This window comes from Agrobacterium cavarae (assembly GCF_004310285.1).
In the GTDB taxonomy this organism is placed as follows: Bacteria; Pseudomonadota; Alphaproteobacteria; order Rhizobiales; family Rhizobiaceae; genus Agrobacterium; species Agrobacterium cavarae.
This window is the reverse complement of record NZ_SISF01000019.1, coordinates 1-16,240: the sequence shown is the minus strand read 5'-3', so window position 1 is coordinate 16,240 and position 16,240 is coordinate 1. Positions and strand designations below refer to the sequence as shown.

At 58.8% G+C, this 16,240-nt stretch carries 11 protein-coding genes; 6 read left to right on the top strand and 5 right to left on the bottom strand.

Annotated elements, in window-relative coordinates:
• Window positions 1-117 precede the first annotated feature (117 nt).
• On the bottom strand, window positions 118-933 hold the full coding sequence (locus EYC79_RS01545; RefSeq protein WP_062443516.1) for a lytic murein transglycosylase: 816 nt from the start codon (window positions 931-933) through the stop codon (window positions 118-120).
• Window positions 934-1,198: 265 nt separating this feature from the next.
• Window positions 1,199-2,233, bottom strand: coding sequence for an aspartate-semialdehyde dehydrogenase (locus tag EYC79_RS01540; protein ID WP_130976990.1), 1,035 nt, complete (start codon window positions 2,231-2,233; stop codon window positions 1,199-1,201).
• 529 nt (window positions 2,234-2,762) lie between these two features.
• Between EYC79_RS01540 and EYC79_RS01530 the strand changes: the two genes are divergently transcribed.
• The 5 genes from EYC79_RS01530 to EYC79_RS01510 all read left to right on the top strand — a co-directional run bounded on the left by EYC79_RS01530 (window position 2,763) and on the right by EYC79_RS01510 (window position 6,926).
• The gene (locus EYC79_RS01530) at window positions 2,763-4,295 is read left to right on the top strand and encodes a YifB family Mg chelatase-like AAA ATPase (protein WP_062423538.1); all 1,533 of its coding nucleotides are present in this window, start codon (window positions 2,763-2,765) and stop codon (window positions 4,293-4,295) included.
• A 244-nt stretch (window positions 4,296-4,539) separates the two neighbouring features.
• Window positions 4,540-4,911 (top strand): TIR domain-containing protein, encoded by a 372-nt coding sequence (locus EYC79_RS01525; RefSeq protein ID WP_130976989.1) that lies wholly within the window; start codon window positions 4,540-4,542, stop codon window positions 4,909-4,911.
• 10 nt (window positions 4,912-4,921) lie between these two features.
• Window positions 4,922-5,908 (top strand): caspase family protein, encoded by a 987-nt coding sequence (locus EYC79_RS01520; RefSeq protein WP_130976988.1) that lies wholly within the window; start codon window positions 4,922-4,924, stop codon window positions 5,906-5,908.
• A 3-nt stretch (window positions 5,909-5,911) separates the two neighbouring features.
• Window positions 5,912-6,193 (top strand): hypothetical protein, encoded by a 282-nt coding sequence (locus tag EYC79_RS01515; protein WP_130976987.1) that lies wholly within the window; start codon window positions 5,912-5,914, stop codon window positions 6,191-6,193.
• A 226-nt stretch (window positions 6,194-6,419) separates the two neighbouring features.
• The gene (locus EYC79_RS01510) at window positions 6,420-6,926 is read left to right on the top strand and encodes a cupin domain-containing protein (RefSeq protein WP_130976986.1); all 507 of its coding nucleotides are present in this window, start codon (window positions 6,420-6,422) and stop codon (window positions 6,924-6,926) included.
• Window positions 6,927-7,016: 90 nt separating this feature from the next.
• On the opposite strand, the gene pbpC is transcribed toward EYC79_RS01510, so the two are convergent.
• Genes pbpC through EYC79_RS01495 form a run of 3 tightly spaced genes read right to left on the bottom strand, consistent with a single transcriptional unit; the run spans window position 7,017 to window position 15,146 of the window.
• A complete protein-coding gene (pbpC, locus tag EYC79_RS01505) occupies window positions 7,017-9,098 on the bottom strand; it encodes a penicillin-binding protein 1C (RefSeq protein ID WP_130976985.1) in 2,082 nt (693 codons plus the stop codon).
• Entirely contained in the window at window positions 9,098-14,536 is a 5,439-nt protein-coding gene (locus EYC79_RS01500) for an alpha-2-macroglobulin family protein (RefSeq protein WP_130976984.1), read from the bottom strand. The genes pbpC and EYC79_RS01500 overlap by 1 nt, the downstream gene beginning before the upstream one ends.
• Window positions 14,537-14,582: 46 nt before the next feature.
• Window positions 14,583-15,146, bottom strand: coding sequence for a GNAT family N-acetyltransferase (locus tag EYC79_RS01495; protein WP_130976983.1), 564 nt, complete (start codon window positions 15,144-15,146; stop codon window positions 14,583-14,585).
• 260 nt (window positions 15,147-15,406) lie between these two features.
• Here EYC79_RS01495 and EYC79_RS01490 point away from each other — a divergent pair, with 260 nt between their 5' ends.
• On the top strand, window positions 15,407-16,126 hold the full coding sequence (locus tag EYC79_RS01490; RefSeq protein WP_245495166.1) for an outer membrane protein: 720 nt from the start codon (window positions 15,407-15,409) through the stop codon (window positions 16,124-16,126).
• Window positions 16,127-16,240 lie beyond the last annotated feature (114 nt).

Here is a 16,240-nt window from a genome sequence, read left to right as displayed (position 1 = left end):
CCGGGGCTACAGCATCGTGCTTCAAAAGGTAAAGCTCCGTGCGTCCAATAGGACACACGGAGCTTCAACTAGAGGATCATGTCACGTCAGCCGCTCTACAAACGGCTTTCACCGCGACTATTGCCCGTCGATCGCCTTGCCGATGTAGGCAATCGCCTGCTGATAGACAGTCGCTGCGTTCCAGCCCTGGATCGCGGCAAAGCTTGGCTGGCCCGGCTGATAACCGGCGCCACGCTGCCAGCCGTGTCCAGCAAGGAAGTTTGCGGTCGAAGCCAGCGCATCGGCGCGCGATCCGACGAGATCAATGCGACCATCGCGATCGAAGTCGACGCCATAGCGCACGACGTTCAACGGCAGGAACTGGGTCTGGCCGATTTCGCCATGGGCTGCGCCCTTGGCGTTGATGTTGAGCGAACCATTGCCCACCAGCTTCAAGGCTGCGTAAAGCTGCTCGGTGAAATAGTCGGAACGGCGACAATCATAAGAGAGCGTCGCGACGGCAGACAGTGTGTGCTGGTTGCCCATGAACCCGCCGAAACCGGTTTCCATGCCCCAGATCGCCAGAAGCGGGCCGGCCGGAACGCCGTAGGCGCGCTCGATATTGGCAAACAGCGCCGCATTGTTCTTCTTCATCGCCTTGCCGCGCGAAATGATGGCCTGGCCACCGCGCTTTTGCATGAACTGATCGAAGGAAAGCTTGAAGCTGTGCTGACCGCGGTCCGCGCGGATCGTCGCCTGGTTGTAGGTGACGTTGGAGAAAGCGCGATCGAGCACTGCCGGGCTGACGCCGCGGCCCGCCGCTTCCTGCTTGAAGGATTGCACCCAGTTGCCGAAACCAGCCGAGGTATTGCCGCATTGCGCCGCCTGCAGCGGCGTCGCCGCCAGCATTGCAACTGCCGTCGCACCAAGGGAAAAAGCCTTTATTGCCCGCATCCGTATCTGCCTTTGATAAAGTGAGGGACAGCCCCTCGCCATGTTCGCCGTTCTAATGGTCCGACTGTGACATTTGATCCTCAAGATCACCGCAGATGGGTATCAAACGTCAAATTCATTCCACTAGCGAGAATTGAAAGGCACAAATTGCCGTTCGTCTTCATAACCAGCAAATGAACTGGCTGTGATAGGCACGAAGATTGAAAACCCGCCCATTCTCGAAAGTAACGGACGGGTTATAGTTAATAGTTGTTAAAAAACCGTATCACGCAGCGGCTTTGCGTGGCTTGATGAGACCACGGTTGATCAGAAGTTCAGCGATCTGAACGGCGTTCAGTGCCGCACCCTTGCGCAGGTTGTCGGAAACGACCCAGATATTGAGGCCGTTTTCGACGGTTGCGTCCTCGCGGATACGCGAAATATAGGTCGCATCTTCGCCAGCGCACTCCACCGGCGTGATGTAGCCGCCGTTTTCGTGCTTGTCGATGACGAGGCAACCGGGTGCTTCGCGCAGAATGTCACGTGCCTGATCGGCAGTGATTTCGTTTTCGAACTCGATATTGACCGATTCCGAGTGGCCGATGAAGACGGGAACACGCACAGCGGTGCACGTCACCTTGATCTTCGGGTCCAGCATCTTCTTGGTTTCTGCCAGAACCTTCCACTCTTCCTTGGTGTAACCGTCTTCCATGAAGACATCGATATGCGGAATGACGTTGAAGGCGATGCGCTTGGTGAACTTCTTGGTTTCGACCGGATCGGCCACGAAGACGGCGCGGGTCTGCTGGAACAACTCGTCCATGCCTTCCTTGCCTGCACCGGAGACGGACTGGTAGGTGGAGACGACAACGCGCTTGATCTTGGCGGCATCGTGAAGCGGCTTCAGAGCGACGACAAGCTGCGCCGTGGAGCAATTCGGGTTGGCAATGATGTTCTTCTTTCTGAAGCCTTCCACCGCATCGGCATTGACTTCCGGAACGATCAGCGGAACGTCCTGATCGTAGCGCCAGGCAGACGAGTTATCGATAACGACGCAACCCTGCGCACCGATCTTCGGAGACCACCTCTTCGATACATCGCCACCGGCCGACATCAGGCAGATATCGGTATCGGAAAAATCGTAATTCTCGAGATTGGCAACCTTCAGCGTGCGGTCGCCATACGACACTTCCGTGCCCTGGCTACGTGCGGAAGCCAGAGGAACAACTTCATCCGCCGGGAAACCACGTTCCGCCAGGATGTTCAGCATTTCGCGCCCGACATTGCCGGTGGCGCCTGCGATTGCAACTTTGAAACCCATGATCAAGCTCTCTTTCTGCCTCTCCTCTTTTTGGTGAGGGGGAGCCGCGAAACTGCGGCTTCCTTTCCCCGGCCAAACCGGGGAGAGAGCGGCGGGCCAGAGACGTCAGACGGTTTTAATCGTCGTTTTGGCCGTAATTCGGATGGAATAAGAAAGGCGCGCAGGATCGCCGGCTGAACCCGCCGGGCTTTGCATGACAATCATGTGCTGGACATGCCGCATGAACAGTACGCTCCTTTTCGTGCGAAAGCTATTAGGAGGTTTGTCTTTTCTGTCAAGCGCAAACATAACGCCTTACGGACAGGTCTCGCGTCTTTTCGATGACGGATTGGTGCCGGTGCGCCCAGGATCAGGCACGTTAGACGGTTATCGCCCAGGCTGCCTGCATTCACCACTTTGACCGCGGCTGTCGTTCTGATGCACTGAATCTCACCCTCATGTTCTTGTTTTATTCTCATCGCTGTGCCAAGTTGTGGGCGCGATCTGGTAGAGCCGTGCGGACGGCGATTACGGCTGTGGGGGCCATTTCATGGTAGCGCGCGTCAATACAATTGCGTTTCAGGGCATCGAGGGTGTGCCTGTCGAAGTTCAGGTCATGGTGGCACCTGGCAAGGTCGGCATGCAGATCGTCGGCTTGCCCGATAAGGCAGTGGCCGAAAGCCGTGAACGGGTACAGGCAGCCCTCCACGCATCGGGTCTCGCCATGCCCGCCAAGAAGGTCACGGTCAATCTTGCGCCCGCTGATCTGCCGAAAGAAGGCTCGCACTTCGATCTCCCCATAGCGCTCGGCTTGATGGCAGCACTTGGCGCCATTCCCGCCGAAGCGCTGACACGCTTTGTCGTGTTGGGCGAACTCAATCTCGATGGCACGATCGGCGCTGTAGCCGGTGCTCTTCCGGCAGCCATTGCCGCCAACGCTCAAGACAAAGGTCTGATCTGCCCAGCCGATAGCGGTCCAGAGGCGGCGTGGGCAGGTGCTGAGATCGATATCCTCGCCCCGCGCAGCCTGATTGCTATCGCCAACCATTTTCGCGGCACGCAACTTCTGTCGAGGCCGGTTCCGGCCATTCGCGCCAATCCTGATAATCTTCCGGATCTCGCCGACATCAAGGGACAGGAGAGCGCGAAGCGGGCGCTGGAAGTCGCCGCGGCTGGTGGGCATAACCTTCTGATGGTCGGCCCGCCCGGCTCCGGCAAGTCCATGCTGGCCTCCCGCCTCCCCTCCATCCTGCCGCCACTATCTGCCTCGGAACTGCTTGAAGTGTCGATGGTGCACTCGATCGCAGGCCAACTTTCCGGCGGCAAGCTCTCCGATCGACGCCCATTCAGAACTCCGCACCACTCCGCAACCATGGCAGCGCTTGTCGGCGGCGGCTTACGCGCCAAGCCGGGTGAAGCCTCACTTGCTCACCATGGCGTGCTGTTTCTCGACGAGTTTCCCGAATTCTCCCCGCAGGTGCTGGATGCGCTCCGCCAGCCGCTCGAGACAGGCGAATGCATCATCGCGCGCGCCAATCATCGCGTCAGCTATCCCGCTGAAATCCAGCTGGTGGCCGCCATGAACCCCTGCAAATGTGGCATGGCCGGTGAACCGGGCTTCACCTGTGCACGCGGTCCAAGATGCGTGTCCGACTACCAGGCGCGTATCTCCGGCCCGCTGATGGATCGCATCGATATCCGGATCGAAGTCCCCGCCGTCTCGGCCGCAGACCTTATCCGCCCGATGGCAGCCGAGGCCAGCGCCGACGTCGCCCGCCGCGTTGCGCGTGCCCGCCAGATGCAGGAAGAACGCTTCGCAGCCGCCGGCTTCCAAGGCATCCGCACCAATGCACGCTGCACCACGGCACTCATCGAAAAATGCGCCGAACCGGACGCCGCCGGCCTCCAACTTCTGCGCGACGCCGCCGAGAAGCTGAAATTCTCCGCCAGAGGCTATCACCGCATCCTGAAAGTGGCGCGAACGCTCGCCGATCTCGACGATAAGCCCGTTGTAGGGCGGCTGCATCTGGCAGAAGCGATTTCGTACCGCATCGCAGGCGAGAGGCTTTCGGCTGCGGCTTGATAGCAATCCCGATAGGTCCATCAGCCTAGGATATATTGTAAGGCAGCCCTGCCTGCGCTTCGTCTTGGCAACGCTCAAGACGCATGAAAATCGTGGAAACAACGAGAGCATTTCAGCTGCCTAGTAAGTAACTCCTTGAAAGCTTGCAGCGATTGCCCAATTCTACTTGAAATAGAATTCTTCGAAACGTCTCGCGAAAACGAGTTTAATGGTTGACGCGCACAGCGCCTATGAGGAAATTATTATGGCTGGCAAGAAAGTTGTATTCGTTGCGTTTGCTATTGAGGACGTTCGAGTTCGTGACATGATCAAAGGACAGTCTCTTTATACAAACAGTCCTTTTGAATACATCGATATGTCCGTCAAGGAGGCGTACGACGAAGAGTGGAAGAAGAAGGTCCGAGCGCGAATAGCACGCTCCGACGGAGTTCTGGTGATCGTGACCAAAAACTCTCTCAAGTCGTCTGGCCAAAAGTGGGAAATCCAGTGCGCCAGAGAAGAGTATAAGCCGGTCCGTGGTATATGGGCGTACAAGGAAGATAGGACTCCGATTGCTGGCTTAAGCACCATGACCTGGACATGGGAGAACATAGCTGGATGGATCGATAGCCTTTAGGAGACCACCCATGCGGAAGGCGCTTGTGGTTGGCATAGACCACTATACGAATGACTCATCACTGTATGGCTGCGTGAACGACTCATTCGCAGTTAGGGCCATGCTAGACCGACATGCCGATGGCTCCGTGAATTTTGGCGTCAAACATCTCACTGGTACTGGACCAGGCGACCCAGTGACTAGGGACGAATTGCGATATGCCATCGAAGAGTTGTTCGCAGGCAGCGGAGAAACTTCTTTACTCTATTTTGCTGGCCACGGACATATCGAAGCTGCGGGTGGTTATCTTTGCTCTTCAGATGTCAAGACCGGAAACGACGGTGTTTCACTGGCTGACATAATGACGTTTGCGAACCAGTCGAAGGTGCAAAATCGTGTGATCATTCTCGATAGTTGTCACAGCGGCATAGTTGGCGGCAGAGCTCTGCAGCAGAAAGTAGCCGAGATCAGTGACGGAGTCACAATATTGACTGCCTCTACGGCAGAGCAGTATGCGACTGAGGAGAATGGAGCCGGAATCTTCACCTCTTTACTGCTAGACGCGTTAGGCGGGGCAGCAGCCAACCTGGTCGGAGACGTGACGCCAGGAGGAATTTATGCCCATGTAGATCAGTCGCTGGGTCCATGGGGCCAACGCCCTGTATTTAAGACGAACGTGGAGCGGTTTGTCTCTTTGCGAAAGGTTCAGCCGCAGTTATTGTTGTCTGAACTTCGAAGAATTGCAGAATTTTTTCCCGATGCCGGATACCAGTTCGCTCTCGACCCGTCATACGAACCTGAGCGACAGGAATGCTGGAAGGGCACTCCTCCCGACATCCCCCCGCCGAATCCAGATCACAATGCAATTTTCGAGCTTTTGCAGAAGTACAACCGGGTGGGTCTCCTTGTGCCTGAAGGAGCCCCTCATATGTGGCATGCAGCGATGGAGTCGAAGACCGTACGATTGACGGCTTTGGGCGAGCACTATCGGCGCCTCGCCGCAAAAGGGATAATATAGGGAATGAAGAAGCACATTATAGAACAGGCTCTTGCTGGCGTACTTGAGGATTTGGCAGACGCTGAGCATCAGCGATGGACGCATTGGCAAAGTTATGTTCATTCTCAGGGTGTTAGACAACCAGACGGCAGTCTCATAATTCCGGCTGAACTCGTAAGTCGCTGGGACCGAGAAACGAAAACTGTTTACAGCGAATTGACCGAACAAGAGAAAGAAAGTGATCGAGAGCAGGTAAGACGATATCTGCCGATCGTTATAGATGCTCTCGCTAAATATAAGGATTAAATTTCGAGACAGTAGTTTTCTTCGGCCTAGTCGGTTTGATCGCTACGAGCCGTGTCTTCCCTGTAGTCTACCCAGCAATCTAGCACTTAATACTTACTATGCGCCGACTTTCATTCGTTGCGGTATTTGCAGGTCGATCTCGCAAAAGGTCGAATTCAACATAATTTGTGAAGCTTTTGCTCACCCGCCATTGCTACGATGTTAGCGATCAAGGTGGGGACCGAAGATGGTTGTTAAGATGATGATTGCGACCGCTATTGCGATGGCGTCGCGGACAGTGCCGCTCATGCCGATTGCTATGGGGCGGAGACGGACCCGGCCGGTGGTTTCGGCTGCTTCCGATCGGATGGAGATGAAGGCGGCACCCATCAATCCGGAGTGGATTATCGACGGTGATCCGCAGGCGCGCATGGCGGATCATTCCCGCAGCGGCGACCGTGCTGCCTATACCGCGCTATGGGACTGCACGGCAGGCACATTCCGTTGGTTCTTCATGTGGGATGAGACCGTTCATATCATCGAGGGCGACGTGCATGTGACGGCAGCCGATGGCTCCGTGCATCACCTTTACGCCGGCGATGTCGCCTACTTCAATGCCGGCACCTGGGCGACGTGGCGGGTGGACAATTATGTTCGCAAGGTCGCTTTCCTGCGCCGGCCCTTCCCGACGGCGCTGGCGCTTGCCTATAGCGTCAAGAACCGCATTCTTCCGGCAAAGACTCCGTCGCTCTGAAGGCCCCCGGGCGGTAGTGCGCAAAGCACGATGCTGTAGATTTGAAGGGCGGGAAGCGTCCTTAGTGCGTCCAAAAGGATGTACAGAGATCTATTGCACGAAGATACGCACGCTCGACGCCCGGCCATCGGCGTCGATGACAGTAAGCGTCGAGAAGCCCTGGCCCTCCGGCGTCCACTCATTGCTTCGGCGGCGCGTCAGGTCCGGCAGCGGCTTGCCGTTGGCAAGCCAGCGGAATGGCGCCCGACCGCCCTGGAGTTTGAGAACCAGCGGGGACAGAGCGCCAGCGCTGTCTGAAAGTTCGACACGCGCGCCTTCCGGCGGGTACACGATCACGGGCGACGATTCGCGTCGCGACGCTGAGAGAAGCCCGCTCGCAGTCGTGGTGAAGCGTCTCTGGTTGGCTGGCAGATCGCTGTAGCTCAAGCGTGTCACGCCGCTTGGTGTGGCTGCGAAGGGCGTGATCGCCACGCCTGATTTGGCAAAGGCATCGAAGAGAATTGGCGCGGCGGTAGCGTAACCGGCAATCCCCGGGACCGAACCATTATCGGCCCGGCCGACCCAGACGCCGATCACATAGCGGCCATCGAAACCCACCGACCAGGCATCGCGGTAGCCATAGCTGGTACCGGTCTTATAGGCAATGCCGCGCTGCTTCATGCCAAGCGGTGGCAGAACGCCGGAAAGCGTATCGGTGATGTTCCAGATGGCGCTGCGCGCAAAAATCGGTTCGACGTCGAGAATCTCCGGCTTGTTTCTCACGCCATCGCCGAGCTTCACCGGCTGCCCCTGATTGGCAAGGCTGGCATAGAGCTGCACGAGATCGACCAGCGACACGCCAGCACCACCAAGAGCAATGGCAAGACCCGGTGGCTCAGACTTCGGCAGTGCGAGACTGACCGAGGCGCGTCTGAAACGCACCATCAAAGCGGCAGCACTGACGGCATCCAGAAGCTTCACCGCAGGCACATTGAGAGACAGTTGCAAGGCTTGCCGAATGCTGACGTCACCCTGATACTGCATATCGAAGTTGCGCGGCCGATAGCCGGAGAAATCTGCCGGTCGATCCTCTATGATGGTTTCCTGCGAAACCAGGCCGTTCTCGAAAGCCAGCCCGTAGATGAATGGTTTGAGCGTCGAGCCGGGTGAGCGAATCGCGCGGCTCATCTCCACCCAGCCCCTCCGGGAGCTATCAAGAAAATCGGCCGAACCGACATCGGCGAGAATGTCGCCTGTCGTGCTATCCGCCATGACGATGGCGACCGAAACCTTGTCGCCGATCTTGTCTGCGGCATGCCGCGCCAGCGCCTCAAGCTCGCTCTGGATGCCACGCCGTAGGGTGGAGCCGATGACATGCTGGCGCGGAAATTTTGTCCGCGCGGCTTGCGCCAGATGGGGTGCGAGGGCCGGGAGCGCCAATCGATCCCGGGGAACGGCGGCGGCAGATGCGCGCTCGGCCTCGCCCTCTCCGACAATGCGTGCCACGGCCAGTCTCTGCAACACGCGCTCGCGGGCCTCTTTCGCGGCGTCGGGAAAACGATCCGGTCGGCGCTTTTCGGGGAGTTGCGGCAGGGAGACCAGGAGCGCGGCTTCTGACGTATCCAACCGCCGTGGCTCCTTGCCGAACCATGCGAGGCTTGCCGCGCGCACGCCCTCAATATTGCCGCCATAGGGGGCGACGTTAAGATAGAGTTCGAGGATCTGGCCCTTGCTCAGCCGGCGTTCGATCTGCACCGCGCGCAGCATCTGGCGAAACTTGGCGCTGAAGGAGCGGTCCGCCCGAGGCTCGATCAGGCGCGCGACCTGCATCGATAAGGTCGAGGCCCCTGAAACGATGCGACCGTTGGTCAGCAACTGCCAGGCGGAACGACCTAGCGCCTGAATGTCCACGCCATGGTGGTCGTAAAATCGCTGATCCTCATAGGCGATCAGCATCTTGATGAATTGTGGATCGACCTCGGCCGCGGTCGTCTGCAAGCGCCAGCGCCCATCGGGCGTGGCGAAGGCGCGCAGAAGATTGCCATCGGCATCCACCAGTTCCTGAGACACGATACGCGCATTGTCTAGCGGCGGCGGATAGGCGCGATCGAGACGGTCGAGCCCGTAGATGGCGGCACCGGTGACCGACGCCGCCAAAACAAAGCCGAAGACGAAGCTGCGCCAACCCCTCATTACTGCGCTGCGCGAACCTCCATCTTGCTGGTTGCCGTGCGAGCGGAGAACTGCGGACGATACATGTCCTCCACGCTCGCCGCCGGGTTGTCGTAAGTGCCGGGCGTCACGGCCCGAACCACATAGGCCAGCGTGATTTCAGAGGTATCGCCCGCCGTTCTGTCGAATGCGGCCACGAAGCGGTCGTAACGGAATTCCGTATGCGCCGCTTCCGTTTCCGGCAGCCAATCGAAATTCGTGAGCGCCGCACTGTTGACGAGGCTCGGATTGTCGATCTCGAAACCCGCCGGCAGAAGATCGGTCACGAGAATGCGCGCCTGCCAGTCGTTCTGCGGAATGACCTTCAGCACCACGACATAGCGCTGGTTCTGCTCCACCTCGCTGACATTCACCTCTTCGCCATCCATCGAGTAATAGGTCTTCTCGATGGTGAAGCCCTCACCGCCTGCCGGAAGCGGCTTGGACGGAGGCGCAACGGTGGTGACGACTGCCGTGACCGGATCTGCCGAAGCGTTTGTAACATTCAGCGGTGCTTGAAGCAGCTCATCGCCGCTCATGCGTTGGCTGAAGCCGCCCTGCTGCAGGGTGCCGTTCACATCCAGGCGAATATCCTTGTCCTCACCTTTCAGGGCGCGCGCGGCGAGAATCATCCAGGCCTGCTCCTGCGTGCTGGTATAGCGCTTGGACTCGAAGTCCTTGGACACGACACCCGCAAGCTGGGACACAACTGCCGGGACCGGACGGCTTTCTGCCGCCAGCGCCAGGGACGCAGCGCCGTCACGAAGAGCCGAACCGTAATCGGCACGCGCCAGCGTGACGTTCGCGCTTGAGGATGCCATGCCCAAGGATGCCCCGAACGCGGACTTGGCGCGCGCAGCATCGCCATAAAGCGAGAGGGCTGCCGCGACCTGTGCCTTGGCGAGCGGCGTCGGAAACTCGTTCAAGGCCGTATCGGAATAGTAGCGTAGGTCGTTGATCGCAGCTTTGCGATTGCGTGCCAGCACATAGAGCGAGTAGGCAATCTCGTTGCCGCGGTCCTTGACGTTGCTGTCATAGGCAAGACCGTTTTGCAGATTGGTGAGTGCCTGCACCATGGCTGCTTCCGGCACATCGTAGGACTGCTCACGCGCCCGCGTCAGGAAATCGGAGATGTAGGCGTCGAGCCACAAATCCCCTTCGCCGGGAGACCAGAGACCGAAGCCGCCGGCGCTCGACTGGAAGGAGAGAACCCGGTAGATCGCGTCCTGCACCCGCTTGCGCAATTCCGGATCGTCCTTGCCGCCACTGTCCTTCATCAGTTCGGATGCATAGAGCAGAGGTAGAGCCCGGCTCGTTGTCTGTTCGGCGCAGCCATAGGGATATTTGTCCAGCATCATCATCAAAGCGGGGACGTCGAACGCCGGAGAGCGGGTGACGTTGACCGAGACCGATGAGCCAACCAGCATGCTGTCGGCCAGCAGGTTGCCGTCCACCGTCAGACTGCTGTTGGGCGCAATCTTGATGTTGCGGCGTGTCGTGACCGGAAGCACCGAGGGCCGCACCGGAATGGTCAGCGCCTGCTCCAGCGAAACGCCGCTGGCGTTGCTGACCTTGATCGCAATCTGCCCTTCACCGGGAAACTCGCCCGTCAAAGGCACGGTCAGGGACGTCTTGCCGCCCTTTTCCAGCCTCGCCGTTTGAGAAAACTCGCCCTGATCCACAGTCACGGCCATGTTGCTGGTGACATCGATCTTGTAATCGCCAGCCTCACCATCGGTATTGGCGATGTCGAGGCGCAGTTGCGACACATCGCTGGGGCTCAGGAACTTCGGCGCGCTTGCCGTCACCACCACCGGATCGCGAATGACGACATCCGAGACCGCGTGGCCAACGCCGGTCTTTGTCCAGGCAACGGCCATGACCCGTGCAGTCCCATTGAACTGCGGGATATCGAAGCTGACCGTCGCCTTGCCTTGTGCATCCAGCTCTACGGGGCCTGCAAAAAACGCGACGAGTTTCTCCTTCGGCGGGCTGCCCTGAAGCGCAACCTGCCCGCCATCGCCGCCGGTTCTCAGACGCCCCGTGGCGCCAAGCGAACCATCGATGAGGCGGCCATAGAGATCGCGAATTTCGAGGCCGAGCCTGCGCTGGCCGAAATACCATTCGTCCGGCTTCGGCGGCTCGTAACGGGTGAGGTTCAGAATACCGACATCCACCGCGGCAATCGTTACATAGGCCTTGTCCTCTGCACCCGCACCGGAGACATGCACCGGAATCTGTAGCGCCTGCCTCGGCAATGTCTGCTTTGGAAGATCGAGCGCGATGCCAAGCTTGCGCTCGCCCGGATCGACCGCCAGCCACTTCACGCCGATGGCGCGCATCGGCATGCGGCTTTCCTGCGCGGCGCCGGGGCGGAACAGGGTTGCCGTTACATAGGAGCCAGCGCCCCAATCTTCCGTCACCGGGATTTCGACTTCGCCGCCCTTGTCGCCGATCTCGACATTCTGCACCGAGATCAGCTTTTCGGAACCGGAGACAACCATCAACTGGCCGGCATAACTGGATGTGACCTGAAGCTTGGCCGTCTCGCCCACCCTGTAGCTATGCTTGTCCAGTGCAATTTCGAGCGCATCCGGCGTTTCGGTCGAGCTTGCGGCTACGAACCAGCCGGCATCGAATTCCACGCTGGAGACAGCGCCATCATTCTGCGGCGCTTCCACCTCCAGCCGGTAACGGCCCCAGTTCACGGGTACGGAGATGTCTGCTCCATCCGGCGTGACCGAAAGCGTGCCGGTCTCCACCTGCTTGGTATGGACCACCGGCTCATAGCGCCAGGAATTACCCTGCCTGTACCACTGATAATTGCGCTCCACCTTGATGAGCTTCCAGGTAAGCCCGTTCATCGCCTGCCTGCTGCCGTCCGGCGCAAGCCCAATCACATGGAAACGCCCGATGGAGTTTTCCGCCAGATCGCCGGAGAATTGCGGTTTGATGCCGATCATGTTGCTGTCGGACTTGACCGGCAATGTCAGCGAGCGCTCCACCGCACGGCCACCTGCCTCACGCATGCGCACAGTGATGCTGGCCGAAAGAAACTGCGTGGTGGAGGGAAGATCGCCAAGCTCCACCGGGAAGCTTGCCTTGCCGTTCTCATCCAGGACCGGAAGATTATCGAGCGTGGTGCGGCTTTCTTCTTCGGTCTCCTCATCCGCTAGGCCAAAGACATATCCCTCGAAGGCCGGATTGGTGCGCGACGGCTTCAGGGCGATTTCGCCCTCAAGCTCAAGCCCCGCAGCCGGCGCGCCATAGAGATAGCGACCATCGACATCAATTGTCGTCTCGCCTGCCGGATCGATCTCTTTTGCCGCGCTGGTAAGGTCGAACTCCGTGCGATCCGGCACGAAATCATCCACGAGGAAGGATTGTTCGCTGATCGCGCTTGCCTTCGGATCGGTATAGATGCGCATCGTCCAGGTGCCGCGCATGGCGGTTTCCTGCAGCGGCAGATCAACCGCGTGACCCCCCAGCGCCTTGCCGTCGCTGACGAAGCGGCGATCCTCGACGCCGTCAGGCCTTGAGAAGATGAAGGTCAGCGGCAGGTTCTCGATCGCATTGCCTTCGATGTCGCGCGAAAGTGCTGCGGCATGCACCGTCTCACCCGCGCGGTAAATGCCGCGTTCAGTCCAGCTGAACACGTCGATGGCGCCGGGTGCGGCGCGACCGGTCACACCGCGATCGGAAAGATCGAAGCCCGCCCGTGTCATATCGAGGAAGACGTAGTCCTTCTCGCCATTGCGCGCCGTGATGATGGCAGGTGCCTGGCCGGCGGAGCCGCGCATCAGACCGGCGGAAAACGTCGCGCGTCCCTCCGCATCGGTGGTGGCGGAACCCAGCACCTCGTTATTCTTGGCGAGAAGCTGGAGCGAAACGCCCTTCAGCGGTTCGGCATTGCTGAGCGCCCGGACGAAGACATTCAGCCCGTCGGTGCCGGCATAGGTGGTGATGCCGGTATCGGAAATGAGGAACCATTGGGTGGCGCGCGCGTCCCAATTCTCCGCTGCGGTGCCTGGCGGCACGGCGGTCAGAACATAGATGCCAGGCTTGCGGTCCGGCAGTGCTTCGTCCACGGGGAAGCTGGTGACGACGTCTTTGTTCAGTTCCGTCTGAATGTCGATGCCGCCCTGCCAGACGAGTTCGCCCAGCTCGTTCTCGATCTTCTCCGCACCATAACCGTCCATCTGGGTCAGGAACTGCGAATTGGCCAAAAGCGCGGTGATATTGCGGTCACCCACGCGGTAGAGCTTGAGATCGGCATGATCGATATTGACCGACACGAGTGGGATGCCGCGGCGTGCGGTTCCGGGAAGCACAAAGTTGTCGCCGGTAAAGCGAACCGAGCCGGAGCGATCGCGGACGTAAATGTCGAGATCGACCTGCTTTTCCAGCGGCTCTTCCACGGAGGATGGCAGACCGGCGCGAAGGGCGATCTTGTATCTCTGCCCATGCGTCAGACCTTCGACGCAGATTTCACTACCCTTGGCTTCGAGCGCCTTCGGCGCAGCGCCGTCCAGCGTCACGAAGGACGAGTAGTCGGCATTCTTCACCAGCGGTTCGGAAAACTGGATACAGGCGCGCGGTGTTACGCTGTCGGTGTCGACCGTGTTGTTGATGACGCGGAAGCCCTGGCGGGTGCGAAGGTCGTTATAGGCCGCCCGCGTCTTGGCAACATCCGAAAGGGCAAGGCTTGCCTTGTAGGCGTTCAGCGCCGCGCGGTAATTCTGGCCTTTCTCGAAGGCTTGGGCCAACCGGTTCAGCGCAGCCAAGCGAGTGCTCTGTGTCCGGCTAAGCTGGTAGGCGTTGAGCGCTGCGGCCGGTGCCTCGCCAAGGATTTGGTAGTTGTTCTCGACCTTCGCCTCGACGGAAGAGAGCTCCGCCCATAAGGCGCCATTCTCAGGATTGAGCGATAGCGCCGACTTGTAGACTTCCACCGCCTGGGGGATATCAAGCACCGCCTGTTGGCGTGCTTGCGATAGCAACGCTTCAAGGCCTTGGGTATCATCCGCCTCAGGCAAATCCGCCTTGAGCTTGCGGGCCTGCTGGTAGAGGCTATCCTCGACGAAGGAGAGACGCTGTGGCGCGCCGAGATCAGGCTCGTTTGCCGCCTCCACAATCTTCCCGGCAACGGCGCCGGGAAACGCATTGAGCTGATTATAGTCCGATTTGAGGAAGCACCACTTCACCTTGGGATTGTAGGTGAAGGCCTTGCAGCCCTTGTCATCGATGCAGATGGTCTTGCACTGATCGAGAGACACGTCCTGTTCCGTGCGCAGATCGAAACCGAAATAGTCGCCATTTGCGGTTGTTACCACCTTGCGCGGCGCATCCTCAGCTAGAAGAGGCGAGACGGAAAATGCTGCAAGAACAAGGGCAAAAGCGTGCGAAACGACGCGAAAGGACATCGGTCTCTCCCCGAAAACACAATGATCGGCGCGACTTTGGTCCTATTCAAGCTTCTTTGTCAACGGAGCCTTGCATCCGATGCTGCCACTCCCGGCGCAAAAGTGCATATTGCATCGTATTCTCGTAAAGCGGGTGCCCGGCCTCATCCTTGGTGAAAGAGATGAACTCGAGAAAAAGCCCTTCGCGACGCATTCCAAGCTTTTCGCACAGCCGCTGAGAAGCCAGGTTGTTGTCCTCAACATAGGCGTAGAGGCGGCGTATCTGCCTTTCATCGAAGAGCCAGCGGAACATGGCGCGCGCCGCCTCATAAGCATAGCCACGGCCTGCATAGTCGCTGTTGAAATTCCAACCGACGGACAGCGTATCGCCTTCCTCATCGGCGGTGGCGAAAAGATCGCCAATCATTCTGCGGTGCTCGCTTGAGTAAACGGCAATATGCTCATCGGAGCCGCCACGCTTGATCGCCTCTGCCTCGGCTTCGTCCAGATTTTGAAGTCGCTGGGAGAAAAAGCAACTCGGTCGCGGATCGCGCAGATAGGAAAGAAGGTCCTGCGCGTCTTCGGCCTGAAAGTTTCTAAGCACCAGGCGCTCAGTTCTGATCTCTTCCATCTGCGTCTCCCAAGGGTGTCCTGATTGTTACCGTGCAATCGTCGGAAGGGGCCATCTAGTGAAAAAACAACCACATTATGTCGCCCGCAGTTGGTCAATGTCCTTCCCTTACGTCACTTCATCCATTCGTTGCCATGTTGCAACGGGATGACGGTTTCAGCTTGCGATCAAGTACTAAATCAAAGCTGCGGCGTGGACATTGGAGGAGGTTGCAAGCAGTCTCTGGACAACGGCGGGGGCCGATTCAGAAAGGTTTTCTAATGCGAAACGTCTTCAAGCTTGCTGCACTCATGACAGCGCTTGCTTCCACCACCGCTTATGCGGCTGACCTTGCCGTTCAGACCGAACCGGCAGTTGTTGCCGATCCCGGCGGCTTCTACATCGGTAGCCTGAACAGCCTGACATTCCTGGACGATACGAACTTTTCGACTATCGGCGCTGGCGTCAACACCGATTACGATGTCGGGTACTACAGCGGATTCCGCGTCGGTTACAGCTTCGGTTCCTACGACTTCGTTTCCCCACGCCTCGAACTCGAAGTCGGTTACGGCCGCTCGGATGTCGACACGCATACGGTAAACGGCGTGGACGCTGCTGGCTCCTTCGGCTCAGCTCGCAACTTCCAGGGTTATGTCAACGGTTACATTGACGTTCCGACGGGCACGGCCTTCACGCCATACTTCGGTGGCGGTATCGGCGCGATGAACCTCAAGCTTCGTCGCCAGGGCACGGCTGCAGCCGGCGTAATCATGAACGACAGCGACACCGCATTCGCGTACCATCTGGATGCAGGCGTCGGCATCGAGCTGAACACCATTTCCTTCCTGCGTGACAACGCGCTGTTTGCCAACACCACCTTCGATATCGGCTATCGTTACACAGGCGCCGACAACTTCGACTTCACTGCTACGGACGGCACCGTCTCCAGCACGGATTTCAAGAGCCACGCCATCACCGCAGGCTTCCGTCGCCAGTTCTGATCGACGATCGACTATGACAAAAGAGGGGATCGCGTCCTACGCGGTCCCCTCAGACTGCTGACAAACCCCTGGCGTGAGCTAGGGGTTTATGATTTATTGGGACATGTTGAAGAA